This window comes from Desulfosarcina variabilis str. Montpellier, from assembly GCF_048565275.1.
Taxonomy (GTDB): Bacteria; Desulfobacterota; Desulfobacteria; order Desulfobacterales; family Desulfosarcinaceae; genus Desulfosarcina; species Desulfosarcina variabilis.
The window spans coordinates 8,073,441-8,094,684 of record NZ_CP159846.1; the positions used below are offsets into that span (position 1 = coordinate 8,073,441).

The window sequence follows — 21,244 nt, forward strand, 5'->3', positions numbered from 1 at the left end:
TTATAAAAGAGATTAAATCATGACTAAAGACACGCTCCCTGGGATTGACTCAGATAAAATTGTAAAAAACACAGGTTCAATTGACTTGGTTGGAAAGGAGAAGAACGATTCAATTTTCTCTCCAGAGGTGACAGACCTGAGCCGCCGGACGATGCTCAAGGCAGTGATGGGAACTATGGTCGGAGGGGCCGCAGCAATGCTACTCTCGCCCGGCATATCACGTGCCGCCGATGTGGTTCCCAACGCTGCGCAGGGGAGGAATCCGTACGCAACCAAAGACAATCCATACGCAACCAAAGACAATCCGCGTGCGACTCAATATAATCCATATGCAACTGGCACGGATTATTCCAAAATACCACAGCGTTTACACAAATACCCCTCTTCTAATAAAGCGAAAAAAATCGTACATGACTCCATAACCATAGACACTCTCTTTTCCGGTACTTGGCCAGAGCAGTGGTCAACTCCTGAAGCCCCTGAGTTTCATGACGAGATGGATCGTTGTATTGCTGGAGGCATGAAGATCATGGCTGTATGCCCCTCAGCTGATGCATTAAACACCTCTTCTGCAGTAGCGATGAAGGCTTTGCAATTCTATCTAAAGAAGATCAACGAACGCCCTGACAAGTACAAGATTGTCCGTACAACCAAAGATATTGATGATGCAATCAAGGAAAAGAAACTAGGATTGTATTTTACGCATCAGGGTACAGGACTTTTTGAAGGTGATGTCGATAATGTCGCAATTTGGCGTCAACTCGGTTATGGATACTGTTTATTGGCTTACAATCAGCGAAATCCTGTGGGAGACGGCTGTTTTGTAAAAGAAAACGGAGGGCTTACTGCCTATGGAAAGACATTGATTGATGCCTACAACCATTACGGCATGCTCGTAGATGTGAGCCATACGGGTGAGCGTACATCACTAGATGCTATTGAGCGTAGTAGTCAGCCGGTCATATCATCCCACGCAGTAGCCATGGCGATAGCAAACTATCCTCGTAGTTTATATGATTCGGTTATCAAAGCGATCGCCAAGAGCGGTGGGGTCTGTTCCATCAATATGGTTGGTGCTTTTGTTGATACCTCCAACCCGGATATCGTGACGACTGACATGCTTTTCAGACATATCGATTATATGGCTAACCTTGTTGGTATTGACCATGTTGGTTTCGGTTCTGATTATATCCCGGACATCACCTTCACAGCTGATGGGATGAAAACACCGGCTGGCCAAGAAATCTTCCCTGATGGTGGCTATACCACCAAAACGGCGTACAAAGGATTCCCAACACCTTCTTCTTATCAGATCCTCCCAGCATTATTAGATAAGATGCTATCAAAAGGTTATACTGAAGAAGATTGTCAAAAATTCATCGGTGGCAATATGTACCGTGTCATGAAGCAGGTCTGGAAGTAAGCTTGCAGATATGGCGCCACACTTGGCTTTCATGATTCATCCGCAAGCAACCAAATGCTCCGCTAATAGACGTCCATGGACGACAGGCTCGATTAAAATGACAGCCGGATGCCATACGCTGACGGAGAGTGAAAAATTAAAGGTTAAAACAATGAATGAAGAACCCCCCATTTTACAGAAAGTTAGCAGCAGGATGAGACTCATGGGCTGGCTGTCCATCATTTTTGGTGCCCTGGCGATCGCCATGCCCTGGATTGCAGGTCAATCGATACTGCTGATGGTCGGCGCACTGGTCATTGCCGCAGGTATCATGCGCATGATCTGGGCTTTCCAGGCAGGCAGCCTGGGCAAGGGTGTCCTGGTTTTCCTGATCGGCGTTTTGACCTTGCTGGCAGGCGTTACCGTTATCGCGAGTCCACTGGTGTCGTCAGCAATATTGACCATCATTTTGAGTATCTACTTCTTCGTTGATGGGCTCTCCGAGTTGTTCGCGGCATTCTCATTACAGGATGGTAAAGGCTGGCTGCTGTTCGACGCAGTGGTTACGATTCTCCTGAGCATCATGATTTTTACAGGCTTTCCGCTGGCCGGGACGGTTGCGATTGGGGTGTTCCTCGGCATCAAGCTCATATTTGTTGGTGTGACGATGTTGTCGATAAGGTCGCTAATCCATAAAGGAGTGTAAAAATGAAAAACTAACAGACGATGAAAAATGGGAAAAAGCCCAAAAAGAAATTGCAGAAATAAGTAAAAAGCCAGGGGCTTTTGTTTCAGAAGTTTCAACACCTATGATCCGATCGAGTTGATTGTCTGTGTAGCTGCCTCGCTCTTGACCTTCTTCTTCATCACGAGCGACATCCCGCGTCGCAAGGGCATAGTGTGGTCGGACACCCTTGGCGGTGTGGTGGTGGGGATATTGCCAGCGATGCGTTGCTACCGCCGTTCACTCTCTGACGGGCTCAGCCCCGAGATTGGAGGTTGATCATTATTTACGAATACTTGAGCAGTCAGTATTACCGGTAAAATGAATCGATATATTAACTTAAAAAGGAGAATTCAAATGAAGAACTTGAAAGTGGTTTTGGGCTTGATAGCACTCAGCCTGATGATGGTCATGCCGGCCATGGCGGCCGATTATGACCTGGTTATCAACAATGGCCGGGTCATGGACCCGGAAACCAAGTATGACGCCGTCGCCAACGTCGGTGTCAAGGACGGCAAGATCGCTGTCATCACTAAAGACAAGATTACAGGCAAGGAAACCATCGATGCCAAAGGGCTTGTGGTTGCGCCGGGATTTATCGATGGCCACCAACATTGTATTGAGCCCTATCAATACCGGTTGATGCTACGCGACGGTCGTACGACGCTTCTGGACACAGAGATCGGTGCTCACGGACCAAAGCTGGGCGAGTGGTACAAACGACGAGAAGGAAACGCACCGGTGAATTTCGGTGTGGCGGTGGCTCACGAATTTGCCCGTGCGGAGGTCCTTGATGGCTTTAAAGACTGGAAACATCTTTACACTCCCGACGCCGCGCAAACCCGTTCCACAAAGGAGGGGTGGTCGAAGACCCGGCCCACCCTGGAGCAGGGTAACCAGATCCTGGCCCTGATTGACCAAGGCCTGCAGCAGGGAGGGCTGGGAATTGGTTCTACCGTTGGCTACATGCGCGCGGGGGTATCGGCCCGCGAGATATTCGAACTGCAAAAGCTGGGCGGGCGCTATGGCCGTTTTATCGCCATGCATTTCCGTTATACGCCCGGTGATGATACCAGCGAAGTCAACGGTATCCAGGAGATGCTGGCCAATGCGGCGGCATTAGGGACACCGGCCATCGCCTCCCATTTCAACAATCCGGGATACAATATGGTGCATGAGCTTTTGGTGCGGATGCGGGAACGGGGCTACAACGTCTGGGGTGAAATCTATCCATACGCTGCAGGTTCTACAGCTTTGAATGCCGTGTTTCTCGAACCTGAAGTCTGGGTAAAGGCCCTGGGCCACAAATACGAAGAGACGCTTCAGGATGTTGCCACCGGCGAATTCTACACCCAGAAATCCCGTGAGGAGATGCTCAAAAAAGAACCCACACGTCTCGTGGTTGTCTACAAGATCCCCGAATCGGCGATTGTTGACTGGATCAAAATGCCCGGCGTTGCCATTGGCAGTGATGGCATGCCAATGATCCCCGACGACAACCTGACCTGGGACACTCCCTATGAAGATCTGCCCAATACCCACCCGCGGACTTCCGGGTCTTTTGCCACAGTGCTTCGCCTTGCCAGGGAAAACAATATTCCGCTGATGCAGGCCGTATCCATGACCAGTTATAATTATGCCAAGCCTCTGGGCGATATGGGCTTAAAAGCCATGCAGGTACGCGGCCGTATGCAGAAAGGCATGGTGGCCGACATCACGATGTTCGATCCTGAAACGGTAAGGGACAATTCGACCTACGCCAAAGGGACGCTTCCGTCCACAGGAATTCTGCATGTGATTGTCAACGGGACGATTGTCATGAAAGACCAGGAACCTCTGAAAGGGGTGAATCCTGGACAGCCGATCCGCTTCGAGCCGGTTGAGAGCAAGTTCGAGCCGCTCACCAAAGAGGGGTGGACCCAGACCTACTATGCCTCCCCGATCGATTCCGGAGGTGGGATTCCTGGTTCTCAGCCGAATCAAGGGGGATCGCCCGCCACGCCACGGTAAATTTGTTCTAATCCTAACCCACTGAAATGATGGATTCGCTTTGCATTCCACAGGCATGTAAAATCAATGAGTTACAAATAGAACAAATTTACCCTGCCCGCCACGCTGCCTCATGTAGACTGACAAGGGGAGCGAAAACACGAGATACCTATCAACAGACTGAACACGGATTGGGGAAAGCAGTGCGACGAAAGTAGCTCTGCTTTCTCCATCCGGTTAAGCGCCTACACAAAAATTGTGAAACAATTGGAAAAGACATTCAATTAGGGAGGGTTTATTTATTCTGGGGATGTTCGGCAACCGGTCCGGAGATCGACTACCATATGTTGTATATGAAGAAAACAAGGTCTGGCAACAGATACCTTGCCATCGAATTTAACTATCAAGGATCATGTAGAATTTGCATTTAGCATCTGGATATCATAGTCAATCTTTACGTGCTGCCCAAATACAAAAACCCTATAGAAAAACGGAGTGGATTAATTGTTATAGTTGCAGGCATGCCTTCTATGCAACGGCTTCGGCAACTTACTTTTCTCTAAGCTCATAAATGTAAGCGTCCACGGTTTTATTGTTTTCAAGCTTTACTTCGGTCAGTACACGCTCATAACCTTCGCCTTCAAACTCGTCGAGCCGAGCCCAATGGTCGGATAGCTTTTTCGAGCTAAATAGAAACCCTTGAACTTCATTGCCATGTTTGTCCAGTATTATTCCTGGATAACCCATCGCAGCGCCCCAACCCTCCTCGTGTAATATTCCAGTGACGGTACCGGCCTCCCAAGTACCTCCTATTTCACTGAGAACCTGCTCGTTCGGTCCTCCCGGGACCAAGGTTCCGTATACAAATAGTCGTTGAGTCATCAATTCTCCATGTAAAATGAAAATTCCATCTGTATTATTGATACCCGCCCTACATTAATTTTTCAATGGGTAGGTGTCTCACTTACATTGGCACAGAGGGCTCAGCGTTTAACGTCAGCTGTTGAAAATAACCGGGAATTGATTGCTTTAAGAAAGCAGGGTGCAGAATAGATCACAAAAATTGAATCTATCTGGCTCAACGCTTTTTCCAGATAGCTTGCCATCATCTGCAGTTTACAGCCGGAAGTAGGAACCCCAAGATATTGTGGTCGGCTCAAAGCAAGTAAAAGTTGTGATTACATACCAGTATCGCCATCCAATATCCTTTGCAGATTATTGAACATCCTTTTCGCACCGGGAAATAATGGTGGTAATCGGGCACAGCCAGCCTGCCTTTCAAACACATATATTTAAAGGAAGTCCACGGGGCGGAGAAGTGTTGAGACTCAGGCTGAAAGACCTTCAGGATCAAAAACTGGTCCTTGAAGCGCAGAAGGTAGCCCCCCTGTGTCAAGATAGTTGTCGCATGAACTGAAAAACTTTTTTTCAAATGGTTATGACAGTCCAGTACTTAATATGCATTGCATCAGTTCTGATTCTCCAAATAGATCAACCAAAAATCTTATAAAACTAACAGATTGACGATATCCAATTTACCATGATGCTGGTGATGCCAACGGTTAAAGCTGACCACATATCCAGTCAATGATCCTTGCATCAAACCTGAAAGTCCAATAGATCCGAAGCGGAATAAAAATTGGGCGTTATTGCTGAGCAAGGTCCAGACGTAGCAACTTGTTTGCGTGTTTGGGCTGAGCTTAGCATAGTACTCAAATTAGCAAATTTTGTCTTCCAGCCCCCTTGCTATAGGCTCATCTAATTCGAAAATCCATTTCCGTTTATCAATGATTGTGAAATTTAGGCGGTTACTACACCCTTAATTGCGGTATTCTACATCGGCTATCCGAAACTTTTTAGGCTACTAAAGTTAAACCAAAATCTTATGGATTTATATGCATTTGTTCTCTAAGAAAATTTAGAATCGTGTCTTTATCAATGGAGTATCTTCCAAGAAAAAGGACGCCAAAGAGATCAGGAATCTTTGGTTTTACCCATTGGATTTCAATGAGCGTACCCGAGTTACCGACCTTAAGTGAGCCATGTGCCCGGAGAGAAAAAAAAGGGTCCTTACGGTTTCTCAATTCAAACATGTTCCCAGCAAAAGTGCCGCAAACACTTGAAGTTCCAATATATCTAGCAGCGTTGAGAGAAACAACACACTGAAAAATGCTGGGCGTTTGATCGATCTGCTCGGCAAGAATTCGAAGTATTCTTTTTTCTGAAAAAGGTGAATAATACGTATCTGTTTTCATGTCAAAAATGATATTGGTTCCTTATTCAGTGATCCAATCCCACAAGGATGATAGATCTTCATACATATCGGCAAATGAATAGCTATCCGTATAAGTCGCAGAAGCAGATAAGCCCAAGCCGGGGCCACCCGAAATACCAATACCATTAAATCCTTGGTCACTACCGCTTATGGTTGGAGAAATAGACCATAAAGTTTAAACGTGATATCCGTTCTGAACTTCGGACTCAAGTCTCCTGACCAGACACCAGTTGCATTCGAGTCTATCGCGATGCGGCCCATGTCCCGTATAGCTTCACTTAAACACATTACTTCAACCTGCGTTTTCTATTCCACCGCACCAACTTCTTCGAGTATTTTTGAAACGGCTTTTTTCTTTGCTTTATTTGCGACCCCTAAGGCGGTTAATTGAAGCCTATCGGTTGTCCTGGCATTGACATCCGCCCCATTTTCCAGCAACAGTTTAACAACCTTCGCATGACCATTTTGTGATGCCAGCATAAGGGCGGTGGCACCGGTTTTCGGCAGTCTTGCCTCAACATCAGCCCCCCCGGCCAATAACAGGTCTACAACATCCACATGGCCTTTTTCCGATGCGATCAGCAGGGATGTATAGCCGTTTACCGTTTCTCTATGGTCGATATTAGCCCCTTTTTCCAACAGCAGTTTAACAACCTTTGTATGGCCGTTAAAGGAAGCCAACATAAGGGCTGTGTCACTGCCTTTCGTTCCCTTTGCTTCAATATTCGCTCCACCGGCCAGCAACAGTTCAACCACATCTGCATGACCATTTTGTGATGCCTTCATAAGGGCGGTGGCGCCGTTTCTCGTCTGTCTTTCTTCAACATCAGCCCCCCCGGCCAATAACAGGTCAACAACATCCACATGGCCCTTTTCCGAAGCGATCAGCAGGGATGTTTTGCCGTTTACCGTTTCTCTATGGTCGGTATTAGCCCCTTTATCCAACAGCAGTTTAACAATCTTTGCATGGCCGTTATAGGAGGCTAGCATAATAGCCGTTGCACCATCTTTGGTGCTTTTTAGATATAGATTAGGATCTGCGCCGCAGTCCAAGAGGAGTTCGACGATTTTAAGAAGGCCTTTCTTCGATGCCAGCATAAGTGACGTCATGTCGTCATGATCACTCCATTTTGCATCGACATCGGCACCGTCATGGATGGCGGCCTGCGCTTTGTCCAAGTCGGCATTTTGTATAGCGTCTAACAGGCGATCATTTTTCTCTATTTGTGAGTTATCTCCGCTGTTAATAGTGCATGAAGCCAAAATGAAAACAGCCCCAATGATGAACAACATCCTGTTTGAAATGAGAATCTGGTTTATTTTAGATTGCAAGACATCCCTCTTTCATCGAACTGAGTAAAAATAAAAAAAAGGCCTTATCCAAAAGTGTCCTGGAAGCACTGATATCTGTTTATGTTTACATTAGAAACCGGATGGCCATAAAGGGAGCCAGCGCCCATCCGGCTGCACATATGGCCGTGCCGGTCACGAATGAGCAGCGCAATCGGGAACGTCAGGAACTCAGAAACCATGTGGCGGCAATGAGCCGGTAGCGAGGAAGACCAGTTGAAGCTTGATCGGCTCCACTGGGTTATTCGCCATCATGGTCTCGATGTGTCACCCGAGGCACTGAAGCGCGCCCAGCGAAGCATAAAGGCAGATGAACTCGAAGCTATTCGGTAGACTGAAGCCGCATTTTTAAAAGCAATCTTACAATCGAGCAAAAGCAAAAGGCATGGGAGCTGTTTTGTCAGTTCCTGAACAATAAAAACTTGGAGAGCAGTGTTACCACCTCTTCATGATTTTGTTTGAATTTTTATTGCCCTATCACAAATAAGAATTTGACCATGTCTAAATGATGGTTGGCCGATGCTATAATAAGCGCCGTGATATTGTGATAATGATTCCATTTGGCATTGATATCGGCACCCTCATCCAAAGCAGTCTGTGCTTGTGCAATATTGCCACGTTCTGATGCGCCAAATAAGAGAAGGTTTTTATCGTGCTGCGATTTTACTCCACTGTTACCGCTCACATCAAAAAGAGGCGATGCCGAGCTGCGCTACGGCCTGTATCAGGCCGCCCAGATCGCCTCTTATCACAACGATGCCTTCCGCCGCATCTACAACCGGATGCTGGAAGGCCGCCAGGAAGAGCGTGGGATCAGGACCAAAGCCCGTGTCAAAATCGCCGCCAAGATGTTGGTGATCGTCTGGCCTATGCTGAAAAAGAACGAACCCTTCAATCCTGGTTATCTGCTGGCAGAGCCCATGTAACAATGTAGAGACATTGATTTCGGGAGGGACAATCCTGGGCCTGCCAGCACCATAAGAAGTAATTCATCTCTATGAAGTGAAGAGGCGATTGAAAAATTGACACAAGCACCGCTTTAACATTTTCGGCGAGAGAGCCCGTTTATAGACGTTGAGGCGAAATGACCGCGAGAGGGACAATCAATTGGCCTCTCTTCCGAACTTGAGAATCTGGATAAGGAATGATTGGCAGTTCCGCTGGTTCGGATCATGCCGGATAAACGTAACGATCAGATCGTAAGTTCGCCGAAGGAAGAGAATACCTCGCCAACCCTTTTATAAAATCAACAAGAGAGGTGCGTATTTAGAACCAGATCGTTTATAACCAATTGTTTTTAAAATATTATTTTTGTTGACATAAGGAATACAGAATATCCCAAAACTACACATCGCCTATAATGCGATTTTTATGGCTGAAAATCGCAAGAAGGCCCCAAATAGACTAACTTTTTTTGACACTTTAAATTTTAATTTCAATTGGTTGGCATTGCCCGTCCCGAATCTTTAAATCGAATTTTCCGAATCTGTGTCACGTACGTGAACGATTAATTCATAAAGCTCCATCACACTATTTGCGTCTTAGCAGACGGTTTATCCATACGCTCTGTCCGTTACCAATATTTCGCAATCTTTGAGAACCGCCCGGGCATAATCGATTTGGTCTGGCTCCACCGGTGTGCGACGCAGGTCCAGCCAGCGCAGCGATGTCAGGCGGCCGATTTTTTCCGGCAGGAAGACGATCTGGTTCTCGCGAAGACTGAGACACTCCAGGTTACGGCATTCAAGCACGCTTTCGGGAATATCCGGGAAATCGTTGTTATCAAGGTAAAGGGCGCGAAGTTTCGTGAGCTGGGAAAAATCAAAGGATACCGGCCAGCCGATCTCATCGTCATTGTAGTGGCCGCCCAGAGCAAGGGACATGATGTTGGGGCAGGCACTCAGCTCGGCAAGGTCTCCGTGGAGCGGGGCATCGTTGAGGTTGACGCGGCAGGCATCCTGGCCCGCCCGGACCGCCTCGTCAACGCCGGGAAAAATATTGGCGCAGGGAGCGATGCAGGTCAACCAGTTCTCGTAAAACCTTATGTCGTCGGCCAGGCCTTCGGCCCCGGCACGCGCGATGCGCCCGGCTTGGGCCAGGAGCGCGTTCAGCCGCGCCACGCACTCCGCCTCGTGATCGGCGTCCTTGAAGGTCACCGTGCGGGGCAGGCTGAAAATATCATGTTCCATGCTGTCGCAGACCGACTCGAGCTCGGCCATGATCGCCTCGTAGTCGAGCTCGGGTTCACGCATCAGGATCGGCTCGGCCGTCGGTATCATCCCGCCAGGCGCAATCAGCATCACCAGTTCCCAGATGTGCCCGGCCACGGAGGTGTCCTTCATGGTCCAGGCGCGTTTCACCCCGGCACCTTGCGGTGTTGACGGGAATTTACTGTTCATCCTGTTTCCTTTTCATGGTTTTTGATTTTTCCAGAATGATGCCGGCAGACTTTCGTTTTTCTAAAACAGATAGGTGCCTTCGATGAGAAAGCGGGGAATATAGTCCGATTCCACGGTCACCGGATCACCCTTATCATGGGCCATGCAGGCCATGCCTAAAAGCGCGATGGCGATCCAGCTGTCCACCGGCTCGATATTTTCCGGCGTGTGGCGCTCGTAGTAGCGCCGGTGAGAGCCCAGGTGCTTGGCCAGGATCGCGTTAAAGTCCAGATCCAGTATTTGGGTCAGGGCAACCATGGTCTCGAATTTGCCCATGGTGATGTACATGATCCAGTCGCTGGCGGATCGCATATCGAACGTGCGCGTAAATCCGGTCATCCGGGTTTCATAGTCGGGCCGCCCCAGGTGCAGGCTTTGAATGGCCTCTACCAGCAGGTACTCCGGCGACTCGTTTTTCGTGGCGCTCTTGCGCAGCAGATCCACGGGAAAACGGGCCAGGGAATCCATGCTCTCCCGGTCGCGCATGACCGCGGCTAGAAAGTAGGCCTCCTGCCAGTCCAAGGCAGATATCATTCCATCGTCGATAATCCCGCGCCCGTCCCAGGTGACCGGCGGCAGGTCCAGGATCCGGATGGTCTGCTTTTTTTTCGGCTCGCGGGCCAGCTCGAAGTAGGCCGCATAGGCCTTGCTGCCGTAGCGCAGCCACTCCACGGCCAGGCGGTCGTTCTCCTCGGACCGGCGGTAGCTCAGATGACGGGCCATCCAGAGGGATTCTTCCCCAATCCTCTTGATGTTGTTTCTGACGATACCTATCTTTTTTCGGACATCCCTGTTGATTACGTGATTAATTGTTATATCAAGTCCTTCTTGCCACGGCTCATATACCCGCCGGTGATCCACTTCCATGGGTTCTGCTCCTTGTTCTACTGTGAATTGGCGATGGCCTTTTGATCGACCTTGAACTCGCTCATTTTTACGTCCTCGATCATGGCCTTGCCCTGGGCGTCGAAACCGATTTGTGTTTCGACTTTATAGTATCTCAGTTTGCCTCTGTCGGCGGCCTCTGTAATGGCATCTGCGGCATTTTTCGCTGCAGCAGCATCCGCAACCGAAACATTGCCGCCAGGTTTCATAGACGCCATATTTCGGGTAGTCGCCTGGGCGTATGGGGTTGTGCCTTGCTCGAAGTACTGTCCGTTGAGTTTTATTTTCCCAAGGGACTGGGGCGCTGACGTTCCACCCTTGAACTCCACGACCCAGACCTCGTCATTGACTTTAAAGACCTTATCGAATTCTCCTGTTGTGTTGCTGAACGTTGCAGTTGTTGTTGCGTTTGGATAGATGGGGGTCGCATTTTCGAATTTACTCATAAAAGCCGACCCGACTTTCTCACCGATATTGCCCGACAAGGGGGCAATTTCTCCGCCGTTGACCTTATTCCATTCAGACTTTGTTGTGGTATTGTTCCTTTTCGTTAATAGATTGTCATAGGTGCTCAGGTCGGTCTCAAGCCCCAACTTAGCGTCACCCATGGCATCGTTTATAACCGCCGAAGAATCAATACCCGAATCAAAAGATGTATAGCTTGCTTTGTTGACTGTTACATCCGGCCTTTTCAATTTCCCATTGACAACATCAAGGTCTTCGGTGGACCAAAAAGCTCCCGGCGATTTCCTAAGTTCGACCTCACCAGCCTTGCCACCGGAATTGTGAGTGTATTTATAATAGCCTGCATCTTTAAGTTCTTGTTTAGATACTTCCGATAAATTATTATTTAACAAATACTTTTCAACGTAGCCGGAATTATCTGCCAAGTTTTCTTTGGCACTTAAATTTTTGAAAGGGTATTGTCTTTCGATTACACCATTTTCGTTGATATTTAATTCTTCGGTAGAAAAATCATTGTTTCCATTTCTTCTGAGTTCAACGGTACCTTCCTTGTCGCCTTTATGGTAAGTGTATTTGTGGTACCCTCCCTTCGTAAGTACGTTTTCGGATACATCGGAGAGTTTCCGACCATCCAAATATTTTTCAACATAGCCGGAATTATCTTTAAATTTGTGCAAGGCATTTAAACCTTTAAAGGCATTTTTACCTTTTGTGGCAACACCTGCAACTACCGCAGCCCCCTTGATCGATCCAAGCGCAGCGGAACCCGCATTACCTAAACCAATACCAGCGCCAACAGTCAAGGATTTTTCCCAGCTTTCAGCTGAAAAACCAGTGGTAAGGATCTCCCTGATCGTATCCATATCAGGGTCGGTCAGGAAATTCATGAGCTCTGTCGGGCCATCTTTAACAATTGTATTGATTGTGCTTGTCGTCTCGCCAGCCCAGTTCATTAAATCATCTGTTCTCTTTTCGATATAGGGCCCCACCCCCTTATCCATAATATATTGAGAATCGTGCAAAACGGTATTTGTCGTATCAACATACTGATTCCACAAATTATTGGCGGCGTTTGGGGGCACTTTCAATGCGTTCAAGGCAATGTTGTTACCATAGGAGTAATTATCCACGTAGGCATCTATTTGATAATAATTCTGATCTGATGCAGAATTTTGAGCAAGCGAGGTATCCACAACTTCTAATGGACCGCCTTCCTGAAAGGTATCAGGATCAAAGGAATCAACCATCTGGATATCGACGCCGGCAGTGGATGAGTCTATAGGATAACCACTAAACAAGTTCGTGAAATTTGTTTCATTACCGGGGCTGCTGTTGTCTGTTTGTCCGCTGAAATAGGAGCTCGGGTTGGCAAGACCGACGAGGCTGTCGTAGCTTGACGGACTATCACTATCTATTCCTCCAATACCTGGGTTATTACCTGAGCTGCCTAAACCACTATCATCGCCTGGAGGACGAGTACTTAAATCAATATAATTTACATTTTGCCCCGTCAAACTATCTTTAAATGTGTTATTGGATATTGTAAGATAAGTTCCTGTATCAGGATCATAAATTGTATTAGAGCCTGTATTTGACGAACCTAAATCAGAGCCTATATCCCACGAACCGTAATTAAGGCCCGTATCCAATGAATTGTAATTAAGGCCCGTATCCCACGAATTGTAATTAAGGCCCGTATCCCATGAACCGTAATCAAGGCCCGTATCCCATGAACCGTAATCAAGGCCCGTATCCCATGAACCGTAATCAAGGCCCGTATCCCATGAACCGAAATTAAGGCCCGTATCCCATGAACCGAAATTAAGGCCCGTATCCCATGAACCGAAATTAAGGCCCGTATCCCATGAACCGAAATCAAGGCCCGTATCCCATGAACCGAAATCAAGGCCCGTATCCCATGAACCGTAATCAGAGCCCGTATCCCACGAACCGTAATCAGAGCCCGTATCCCACGAACCGTAATCAGACATAGCACCTCCTTTAATCCTAAAATAGGCGAGCATTAAGTAAAGAGAGCAGCAAACTCGTCGGCCAGCTTTTAGCAGTATTTAATGCTACATTGTAATTGATTTTGCTGCTAATTAAATGATAATTGTTGCAAGTTTTTATAGTACTACTTTAAAAGGACTGATCCCTGTGGGAGTACTTAGGGCATCCTGTGTTTACGGCTGCCATCATGGGGCTTGAAATGAAGAAGGTCGAATAAAGAGAATTTGATCCGCCATAAGAGCCCGGATTGCCAATTCCGAGGCCACTATAATCACCCTCACTATCTATACTGTCAACCATTTCAGCATCCTCTTCTTTTATGTACGAATGATATGACCGCCCCGGGCTATAGACACTACCGGGGCGGTGGTTTAAGAAGATGTTCGGGCAAACGGAATGACCCTTTCGATTATTCGGATATGGGCACCGTTGTTATGCAGGGGAGGATTCCCAGAGTTTTCTGAAAGGTGAGATTGTCGGTCGAAGGATCCATATTCAGAAAAGAGGGACTATACGGCTTCGAACTGTACGCTCGTCATCCGCAATCTTGATCACTTGACATATTGCTTTACGAATGATTAGCGCTATCGAAAAAACGACTCGCTCTTCTTGCATGCCGGGCCTCATTTCATAGGGATAAAATGTAAATTAAATTTCTTATTGCCTGACTCAAATGTGAGTTCGCTTCTATCACCTTCACCTGCGGTGATTGTCATTGGCCACCACCAGTTGCTGTAATCGTTAAGATCTTCCAATGTACCGTCGAAATCATCCGGATTTGGATTGCTGAGGTCCATCCTTACGGGATCTATCTCTTGCCACCCCGTCGAATCCAACATATATCGCAAAGAAACATTCGCATAATCGGCATCGACCCCGCTGCCATCATAATTGATCGTGATTTCATATTCGCCTGCTTCTCTGTCCTCATTGGCGACGTAATACTCTTCAGACACACCGCTGAAAGTTGAATCCAACGAAAACTGCCCATTGGGAGTAGTCAGTACCGTATTGCTGCCGTCATACCAAGTCCCGTCGGGTTCACGGACAAAAAGATCGACATCTGCATCGGTATCCCATTGGATATCAACCGCAAAGGATGCGCCATCAATGTCAGGATCCGGATCATCCGGAGCATTTTCAACGATCATATTAATCGCATCCAGCCATGTACTTCCTCCGTCCGCATTACAGGCCAGCTGACCGTATTGCGATAAGTCACCGTCAGCAAGTTGATCTTCGGTGGGCACGTAGATCGCCAGTCCATTGGAACCTGCCACCCTATCGCCATGGTATTGATTGGCGATGATGGCCTCGTCCAGCACAGATGCAACAGTAGCCGCGGCTGTTTTGGCATTTCCCGATTCAAGCGCCTGATCAAGATAGTTTGCGAAATCGAATAGATCGTGATTCGCCGGCAATACATATGCTTGCGTTCCAGCCTGCGCTTCAGAAATGGCCGTAGAGACATTATCGTACTCCTCAATGATTCCGTCAGCCAACGCGGTGAGACTTTGGTGAAGCGAGTCGATTTTTGACATATCGATCGCAGACTTGGTGATTGCCGCATTATCTTCTGAAAGTGAAAAGCTATAGAATTCATAATATTTATCCACAATCGTCTTCGCCAGGGCACTACCAGACATGGTCGGATCTGCGTTGAGCGCCGCAAGGATGGTATCGTAGGGATCTCCTACTCCGGGCTCCGATTCTTCGGAAAAGACCATGTAATCGGTCAGCCCCCTGAATTCATACGCGACTTCGTACATCCCCATAAAACAGGCATCAAAGTTGATCAGATCAAACTTGACCCCTGAATCCGAAACAGCCTGGGCCAGTTCCGGCAGCGTCATCATGGAGTTATTCGTTGTATCGACAACCGCCCCCCGCGACGGCGCCGCCGCCAACCTTGCCGCTTTCCATCCCGCCCCATGATCCCAAATGACGAGTGCGTATTTATCCGCGGGATAATTTTCCTTGGCCCAAGTGATAAAATCGCTTAGCTTATCAGGGGATGCCGAATTCAGGTTCAGCCCGATGGATGTGGCAGACGACAGATCAAGATCATCTTCATTGGTATCATTTTGCACCAGCATACGAATTGTATGACCCATGTATTCCAAATGGTTTTGCCAAAAATCCATATGTCCACTCCAACTCAGAGCGTAACTTAATTCCGTTTGAAGCACAATGTTCACGTTTGCACTGGATCCCACCATCTCCATCTCGTTCAAGTCGGCAAAGCCATAATCACAAAGATCGTTGTCGGCCCCCATATAGACCATATATGTCCATGTGCTACTTATCTCTTGATCATCAGTAGGCGAACCTTCATCGCCACCACCACAGCATGCAACAAGAATAACAAGTGTCGACAGAAACAATCCAACCCTCAAACTATTTGGCTTAATTCCAACCCTTTTCATAACTTCTTCATCTTCATTTTCTTTATTGATTCACACGCAGTTCCGGCGTATCGGATCACTCAGATACTTTCATCCAACACATAAAAAAAGCCATGGGAGTGATGGCAAAAGGCCGCTTAGTCCAAACCCTTTGCTAATTGAAAAGCAGGAAAAACGAAAATGGACGGCATTACACGCTTCGAATGGTTTTGCACAGACTGCGCAACCAGATTCGCGGCTTGGACAACCACCTGATCGTCGGAATCGATATTTCCAAGGACAGGCACGATGCTTTTTTTCGGCCCCCCAAAGGGCAGTCACTGTAGCGGCGCCTGATTTTTACCAACGATCTGACAGGGCCGCTTCCGAACTTGAGAATCTGGCTAAGGAATGATTAGTGGTTCCGCCGTTTCGGGTCATGCCGGAGAACCGAAACGATCAGATAAAAAGTTCACCGAAGGAAGAGAATCCCTCGCCAACCCTTTTATCAAAATTAACAGGAAAAGACCTGGCCTTCCCTTTTTATGCAGGTTTTGGATTAAGCGGCGGTATTGTCGGGTTGCGCCTACCACCTTTTATCAGCATGATTTTTCGCTGATTTTAATAAAGGTGTGTTTGCCGTGACGCAACTCAACACCGAATGCCGCTTAACCCAATCTACACTCCATAACTACTCAGGATTCCTTTGTGGGGGTAGTCTTCCACAAAAATATCATTACACCAGAGATACTATCAAGCATTCTGGAATTCGGGAGTGTTCATCCATGCTGGTGTTTGCCAGAGATTATTAGCGGGCTGCGCCTGTTCAGAATCTCCTTGACCATTAAGTCTTGCTCCCAAAATACCACCCGGCGCAACGCCATCTGCCATAGTACCTTGATCACCTACATCAATTATAATTAAATCTTCCCAGTTAACATTAGCTTTCTCATAAATGGTATACCCACCATTTGTATGAATAACAGGATTAGGTTGATCTCCTGGACGAGCTTCAATACCAACGGTACTGCCATCTGCTAGCTCAATGGGTGTTTCAGACAAGTCTATTCCATCCTCCCAAACGTAAATACCTTCATTGTTCCGAGTGCCCTGAAAGACTTTATTACCATCAACAATCGATATGCGCTTTCCATCATCACTGTACGCATATATCCGCTGAGAACCAATACGACCATGGGCAGTGATCGTAGCCACCATCTCGAGGTTTCTCTCTTTAAATAAAGTATATGATTTATTAGCTTCGAATCCAGATCCCGGTTCCCGATGGTTCAATTTGGCCTGAGCACCTGCATTCACACCATAAGAAGGAACACCATCAGTGGTAAGACCGGTGTTCGATACTGTAAACTCTACATTTTCAACATCAGCATATACACGGATTACATCCCCAGTTTGCCGTTGAATATAATCGGTATAGTCAATGGTGTGAGTTCCACCATTATCAGTAGTAATTTGATGTGCCTGAATTTTATAATCACCTGAAGCACCCTGCAATCTTACAGTGTCATTTTCTCCTTCACCACCATGTACATTCCCTGTAAAGGTTGGAATTGTCCCATTCACTAAAGACGCTACTCTACCTTCAAGATTATAAATTGATAGATCAATATAGTCATCACCGGCACCACCATCAACATCACTAGTTGATCCTTCATCAGAGGCTGCAAAACCAACGGCAATATTGTCATTGCCGCCGCCGCCGGCAACAGTGCTGTTAACTAATTGCGTGACATTAATCTCATCTACACCTTCACCGCCGGCAATATTACTGCTTCCTTCCGCACAAGTGATAGCAATTACATCCGCTCCGGTGCCACCGTCAACCGTACTTGCTCTGACAGTATCAGCAATGATTAGATCATTACCATCATTTCCCTCAATTAGTGAGTTTTCAACCTCCAACTGCCCTCCCTCAGTATTAGTCTGAAGGGTAATACTATCATCACCACCATCTCCATGAATATACCATGAGTCCATGTAATCTTGATTTTCATCCCCATGGAATGAGATTCCGTTATTATTGTCATCAGCATCATTATATGTATTCTCATATTCAGAGGCTCGGGTATCATCATCACTGTCGTCCGTTGAAGCGGTATCATCACTGTCGTCCGTTGGAGCGGTATCATCACTGTCGTCCGTTGGAGCGGTATCATCACTGTCGTCCGTTGGAGCGGTATCATCACTGTCGTCCGTTGGAGCGGTATCATCACTGTCGTCCGTTGGAGCGGTATCATCACTGTCGTCCGTTGGAGCGGTATCATCACTGTCGTCCGTTGGAGCGGTATCATCACCGCCTGAATTATTGGAATCTCGAAATGAGAGCAATTCACTATTAGATATATAGCAATCGCGTTCTGAACCATCAAAACCATCAAGTTGCATAAGATCCGACCAAGAGATTCCGTCTTCACCATCCTGGGCGGCAATGTTTTTACCTAGTTCAGTTAAATTACCGTTCGCATCAAAAAGAAGCAGTTTAAATTTACTTGCCTGTTCTTTTATACCTTCATCCGAATTTGTAAATTCATCAAAGTTTCCTATTTCTTCCTCTAAAAGAACGCAGTCTCCTTCACCAGTAACTTTATCCCAAAAGTTATATAAATTATTTACCTCTGAACTAGTAGCCATGTTTGAATTCCTTCCAATTGGTTTGTTTTAGAAAAATGATTATTTTGCCAAGTTGTAATAGGTTGTTTTTACCACCTCCTTTCAAAATACTTTTCTTATTCCGCAAATGGTAAACAGAAGTACGCGATCCCTCGCGGAGAATGGGAGCACGATGGACAACAGCCCTTCATACACGCTCAGGTTGGCGGATATGCGCAGAGGGTGGGAACGAGAGATGAAAAAAGGAATAGTTCGAGACAAGAAAAGCATCAGCAAAAATATAAACTGGTAGCAACAGCCGAAACCAATGATGACCGATAGTAATAATGGGTGTATATTAAACGCATCGGTTGCCGAACCGATACCGGTGAAAAACGTTAAAGGGCACTCATTAATTTTTGCCTGCGCCTTTGCTCCAAGGTAGTGAATTCCAGGGTGTTTCAGCTTATCGTGGTTATGGCTGATTCCGCATTCAGGGTGCAGGCAAAAAAGTAGTAACTGAATCTTTCATAAAAGAATAAGGCCATTCGATTTGTGAAAGATTCAGGCATTAAGCGTTCTTGCTTCCCATCGATTTTTTAATGACGGTAGTATTGAAAAAGAGAAGTGGTTAGTGGTGCGTGTTTAATTATGCTTTGCCCTCAATGTTATCATTGCATAGCTGCAGCATTGCGTGGCTCGGTCCCGCGGCCAGCCTGAAGCATCTTGTCAAATGTGTTCCCGGCATTGACATCCCCCTGATCGGCGGCCTTCCGATACCACTTCAACGCCTCATTATCATTTCGATCGGTTCCCCGGCCGAGTTGATACATGATTGCCAACCGGTATTGCGCATCAACATGCCCCTGCTCTGCGGCTGCCTGGTACCATTTCACGGCCTTGGCGTCGTTTTGCCTGACCCCGCGGCCGTTTGAATACATCTCACCCAGTGCGTATTGAGCGCCGGCATGACCATGGTCTGCCGCTTGTTGATACCGCCTTACAGCCTTGGCATCGTTTTGCTCAACCCCGAGACCGGCAACATACATATCACCGGTATCGTATCTGGTGTCGGCAAGCGCTGCGTCGGCAGCCCGTTCGCACCATTTGAAGGCCTCATTTCTGTCTTTCTCAACGCCGTGGCCGGTTAAATACATATCTCCTAATTTGGACTGAGCAATGGCATGCCCCTGGTCGGCGGCTTTGTGATACCATCCGGCGGCCTCGGTATTGCTTTGCTCCACTCCCAGTCCGTTTAAATACATTCTCCCCATCGTATACTGTGCACCGGCATCACCTTGAACCGCTGCCTTTCGGTACCATTTAACCGCTTCTGGATAGTTTTGCTCAATACCGCGGCCCTTTTCGACCATGACACCCACGTTGAATTGAGCATCGACATACCCCTTGTCGGCAGCCTTACGATACCACTTCACGGCTTCGGCATCGCTTTGCTCAACCCCGCGACCTGTAAAATACATCCCGGCAAGGTTGTACTGGGCGATTGTATCCCCTTTTTCGGCGGCCCGTTTATACCACCTCGCAGCCTCTGTATCGCTCTTTTCAGCGCCCTTCCCCGCCTCGTACATCGTAGCCAGATTTTTTTGGGCTTGAACAAAGCTCTGGACTGCGGCTTTTTGAAACCAGCTGACGGCCTCGGTATCGTTCTGTTCAACACCCCACCCATTTAAACACATCATCCCCAACGAATACTGGGCACCGGCATCACCCTGATTGGCGGCCTGTCGATACCATTTCAACGCTTCGGCATGGTTTGGACCAACGCGACGTCCTGCTTCATAAACAACACCCAGCTTGTATTGGGCGACGGCCACGCCTTTGCCTGCCACCCGTTTGTACCACTTGATGGCCTCGGCCTCGTCCGGCGCCACCCCGCGTCCCATCAGATACATTTCTCCCAATTTGTACTGCGCATTGGTGTGCCCTTTGTCCGCGGCCCGCTGGTACCATGTTGCGGCCTCGGCATCACTCTTTTTAACCCCGCGTCCCGCTTCGTACATCCCACCCAGGGTGTATTGGGCGACGGTCAGCCCCTGCTCTGCAGCCTTACGATACCATTTCACAGCCCTGGCATCGCTCTTTTCAACCCCGCGTCCCCGTAGATACATCTCACCCAGCATGTAGCAGGCGCAGGCATCCCCTTGATCGGCGGCTTTTTGAAACCACCTTGCGGCCTCGGTATCGTTTGGCAAAATGCCCTGTCCGTTTAAATACATCATCGCCAGGGCAAGCTGAGCAACAGAATCGCCCTGCTCGGCGGCCTTGCGGTACCACTTCACGGCCTCGGCATCGCTCGCAGTGATCCCGCGCCCCGTTTCGTACATCACTCCCAGGGTGTACCGGGAAGCCGTTACCCGCTGCTCGGCAGCTTTGCGATACCACTTCACGGCTTCGGCATCGTCTATCTCCACCTTGCTGCCGTTGAGGCGGCCATTTAAATAAATCCCTCCGAGCTCGTATTGGGCCTCGGCGTCCCCCTTTTCGGCCTTTTTCCTGATGGCTGACAGGCTTTCTTCGCCGCTGCAGGGATAAGTGAAAAGCGCTATCATCAAAACAATGGCACATGGAACCATTAAACGCTGCATCTGTTAAATCTCCTGGATTTTACCGGTGCTGCTCACTGATGCTTTTTAGAAAACAGCCGCCGCCATCGTCATTTTATTCCTCCCAGGACACCACCATAATTTCAGT

15 protein-coding genes are annotated in these 21,244 nt (G+C 47.8%); 5 read left to right on the plus strand and 10 right to left on the minus strand.

Features of this window, described 5'->3' with window-relative positions:
• Positions 1 to 19: 19 nt before the first annotated feature.
• The 3 genes from Dvar_RS36475 (at position 20) to Dvar_RS36485 (ending at position 4,136) form a co-directional block, all read left to right on the plus strand.
• The gene (locus Dvar_RS36475) at positions 20 to 1,423 is read left to right on the plus strand and encodes a dipeptidase (RefSeq protein WP_419658298.1); all 1,404 of its coding nucleotides are present in this window, start codon (positions 20 to 22) and stop codon (positions 1,421 to 1,423) included.
• A 202-nt stretch (positions 1,424 to 1,625) separates the two neighbouring features.
• Complete coding sequence (locus tag Dvar_RS36480; protein WP_419658300.1) at positions 1,626 to 2,108, plus strand: HdeD family acid-resistance protein; 483 nt, start codon at positions 1,626 to 1,628, stop codon at positions 2,106 to 2,108.
• A gap of 375 nt (positions 2,109 to 2,483) precedes the next feature.
• Positions 2,484 to 4,136 carry an amidohydrolase family protein gene (locus tag Dvar_RS36485; RefSeq protein WP_419658302.1) on the plus strand — a complete coding sequence of 551 codons (1,653 nt, stop codon included), beginning with the start codon at positions 2,484 to 2,486 and terminating at the stop codon, positions 4,134 to 4,136.
• Positions 4,137 to 4,664: 528 nt separating this feature from the next.
• Here Dvar_RS36485 and Dvar_RS36490 read toward each other — a convergent pair.
• The 4 genes from Dvar_RS36490 to Dvar_RS36505 all read right to left on the minus strand — a co-directional run bounded on the left by Dvar_RS36490 (position 4,665) and on the right by Dvar_RS36505 (position 8,425).
• Positions 4,665 to 4,997 (minus strand): gamma-glutamylcyclotransferase family protein, encoded by a 333-nt coding sequence (locus Dvar_RS36490; protein ID WP_419658303.1) that lies wholly within the window; start codon positions 4,995 to 4,997, stop codon positions 4,665 to 4,667.
• 1,001 nt (positions 4,998 to 5,998) lie between these two features.
• On the minus strand, positions 5,999 to 6,370 hold the full coding sequence (locus Dvar_RS36495) for a hypothetical protein (protein ID WP_419658305.1): 372 nt from the start codon (positions 6,368 to 6,370) through the stop codon (positions 5,999 to 6,001).
• A gap of 326 nt (positions 6,371 to 6,696) precedes the next feature.
• On the minus strand, positions 6,697 to 7,722 hold the full coding sequence (locus Dvar_RS36500; RefSeq protein WP_419658306.1) for an ankyrin repeat domain-containing protein: 1,026 nt from the start codon (positions 7,720 to 7,722) through the stop codon (positions 6,697 to 6,699).
• 484 nt (positions 7,723 to 8,206) lie between these two features.
• Entirely contained in the window at positions 8,207 to 8,425 is a 219-nt protein-coding gene (locus tag Dvar_RS36505; protein WP_419658307.1) for an ankyrin repeat domain-containing protein, read from the minus strand.
• On the opposite strand from Dvar_RS36505, the gene Dvar_RS36510 reads away from it, so the two are divergent.
• On the plus strand, positions 8,352 to 8,666 hold the full coding sequence (locus Dvar_RS36510) for a hypothetical protein (RefSeq protein WP_419664250.1): 315 nt from the start codon (positions 8,352 to 8,354) through the stop codon (positions 8,664 to 8,666). The two genes, Dvar_RS36505 and Dvar_RS36510, sit on opposite strands and share 74 nt — an antisense overlap.
• Before the next feature lie 627 nt (positions 8,667 to 9,293).
• On the opposite strand, the gene Dvar_RS36515 is transcribed toward Dvar_RS36510, so the two are convergent.
• From Dvar_RS36515 to Dvar_RS36530, 4 genes are all read right to left on the minus strand, one after another.
• On the minus strand, positions 9,294 to 10,139 hold the full coding sequence (locus tag Dvar_RS36515) for a leucine-rich repeat domain-containing protein (protein ID WP_419658308.1): 846 nt from the start codon (positions 10,137 to 10,139) through the stop codon (positions 9,294 to 9,296).
• Positions 10,140 to 10,199: 60 nt separating this feature from the next.
• Entirely contained in the window at positions 10,200 to 10,901 is a 702-nt protein-coding gene (locus Dvar_RS36520; RefSeq protein ID WP_419658310.1) for an immunity 49 family protein, read from the minus strand.
• A gap of 161 nt (positions 10,902 to 11,062) precedes the next feature.
• Entirely contained in the window at positions 11,063 to 13,519 is a 2,457-nt protein-coding gene (locus tag Dvar_RS36525) for a hypothetical protein (protein WP_419658312.1), read from the minus strand.
• A gap of 642 nt (positions 13,520 to 14,161) precedes the next feature.
• A complete protein-coding gene (locus Dvar_RS36530; RefSeq protein ID WP_419658314.1) occupies positions 14,162 to 15,964 on the minus strand; it encodes a clostripain-related cysteine peptidase in 1,803 nt (600 codons plus the stop codon).
• 376 nt (positions 15,965 to 16,340) lie between these two features.
• Here Dvar_RS36530 and Dvar_RS36535 point away from each other — a divergent pair, with 376 nt between their 5' ends.
• A complete protein-coding gene (locus Dvar_RS36535; protein ID WP_419658315.1) occupies positions 16,341 to 16,541 on the plus strand; it encodes a hypothetical protein in 201 nt (66 codons plus the stop codon).
• 134 nt (positions 16,542 to 16,675) lie between these two features.
• Here Dvar_RS36535 and Dvar_RS36540 read toward each other — a convergent pair whose 3' ends face one another.
• Both Dvar_RS36540 and Dvar_RS36545 read right to left on the minus strand, forming a co-directional pair.
• A complete protein-coding gene (locus Dvar_RS36540; RefSeq protein WP_419658317.1) occupies positions 16,676 to 18,574 on the minus strand; it encodes a hypothetical protein in 1,899 nt (632 codons plus the stop codon).
• 629 nt (positions 18,575 to 19,203) lie between these two features.
• Positions 19,204 to 21,138 carry a hypothetical protein gene (locus tag Dvar_RS36545; protein WP_419658319.1) on the minus strand — a complete coding sequence of 645 codons (1,935 nt, stop codon included), beginning with the start codon at positions 21,136 to 21,138 and terminating at the stop codon, positions 19,204 to 19,206.
• Positions 21,139 to 21,244 lie beyond the last annotated feature (106 nt).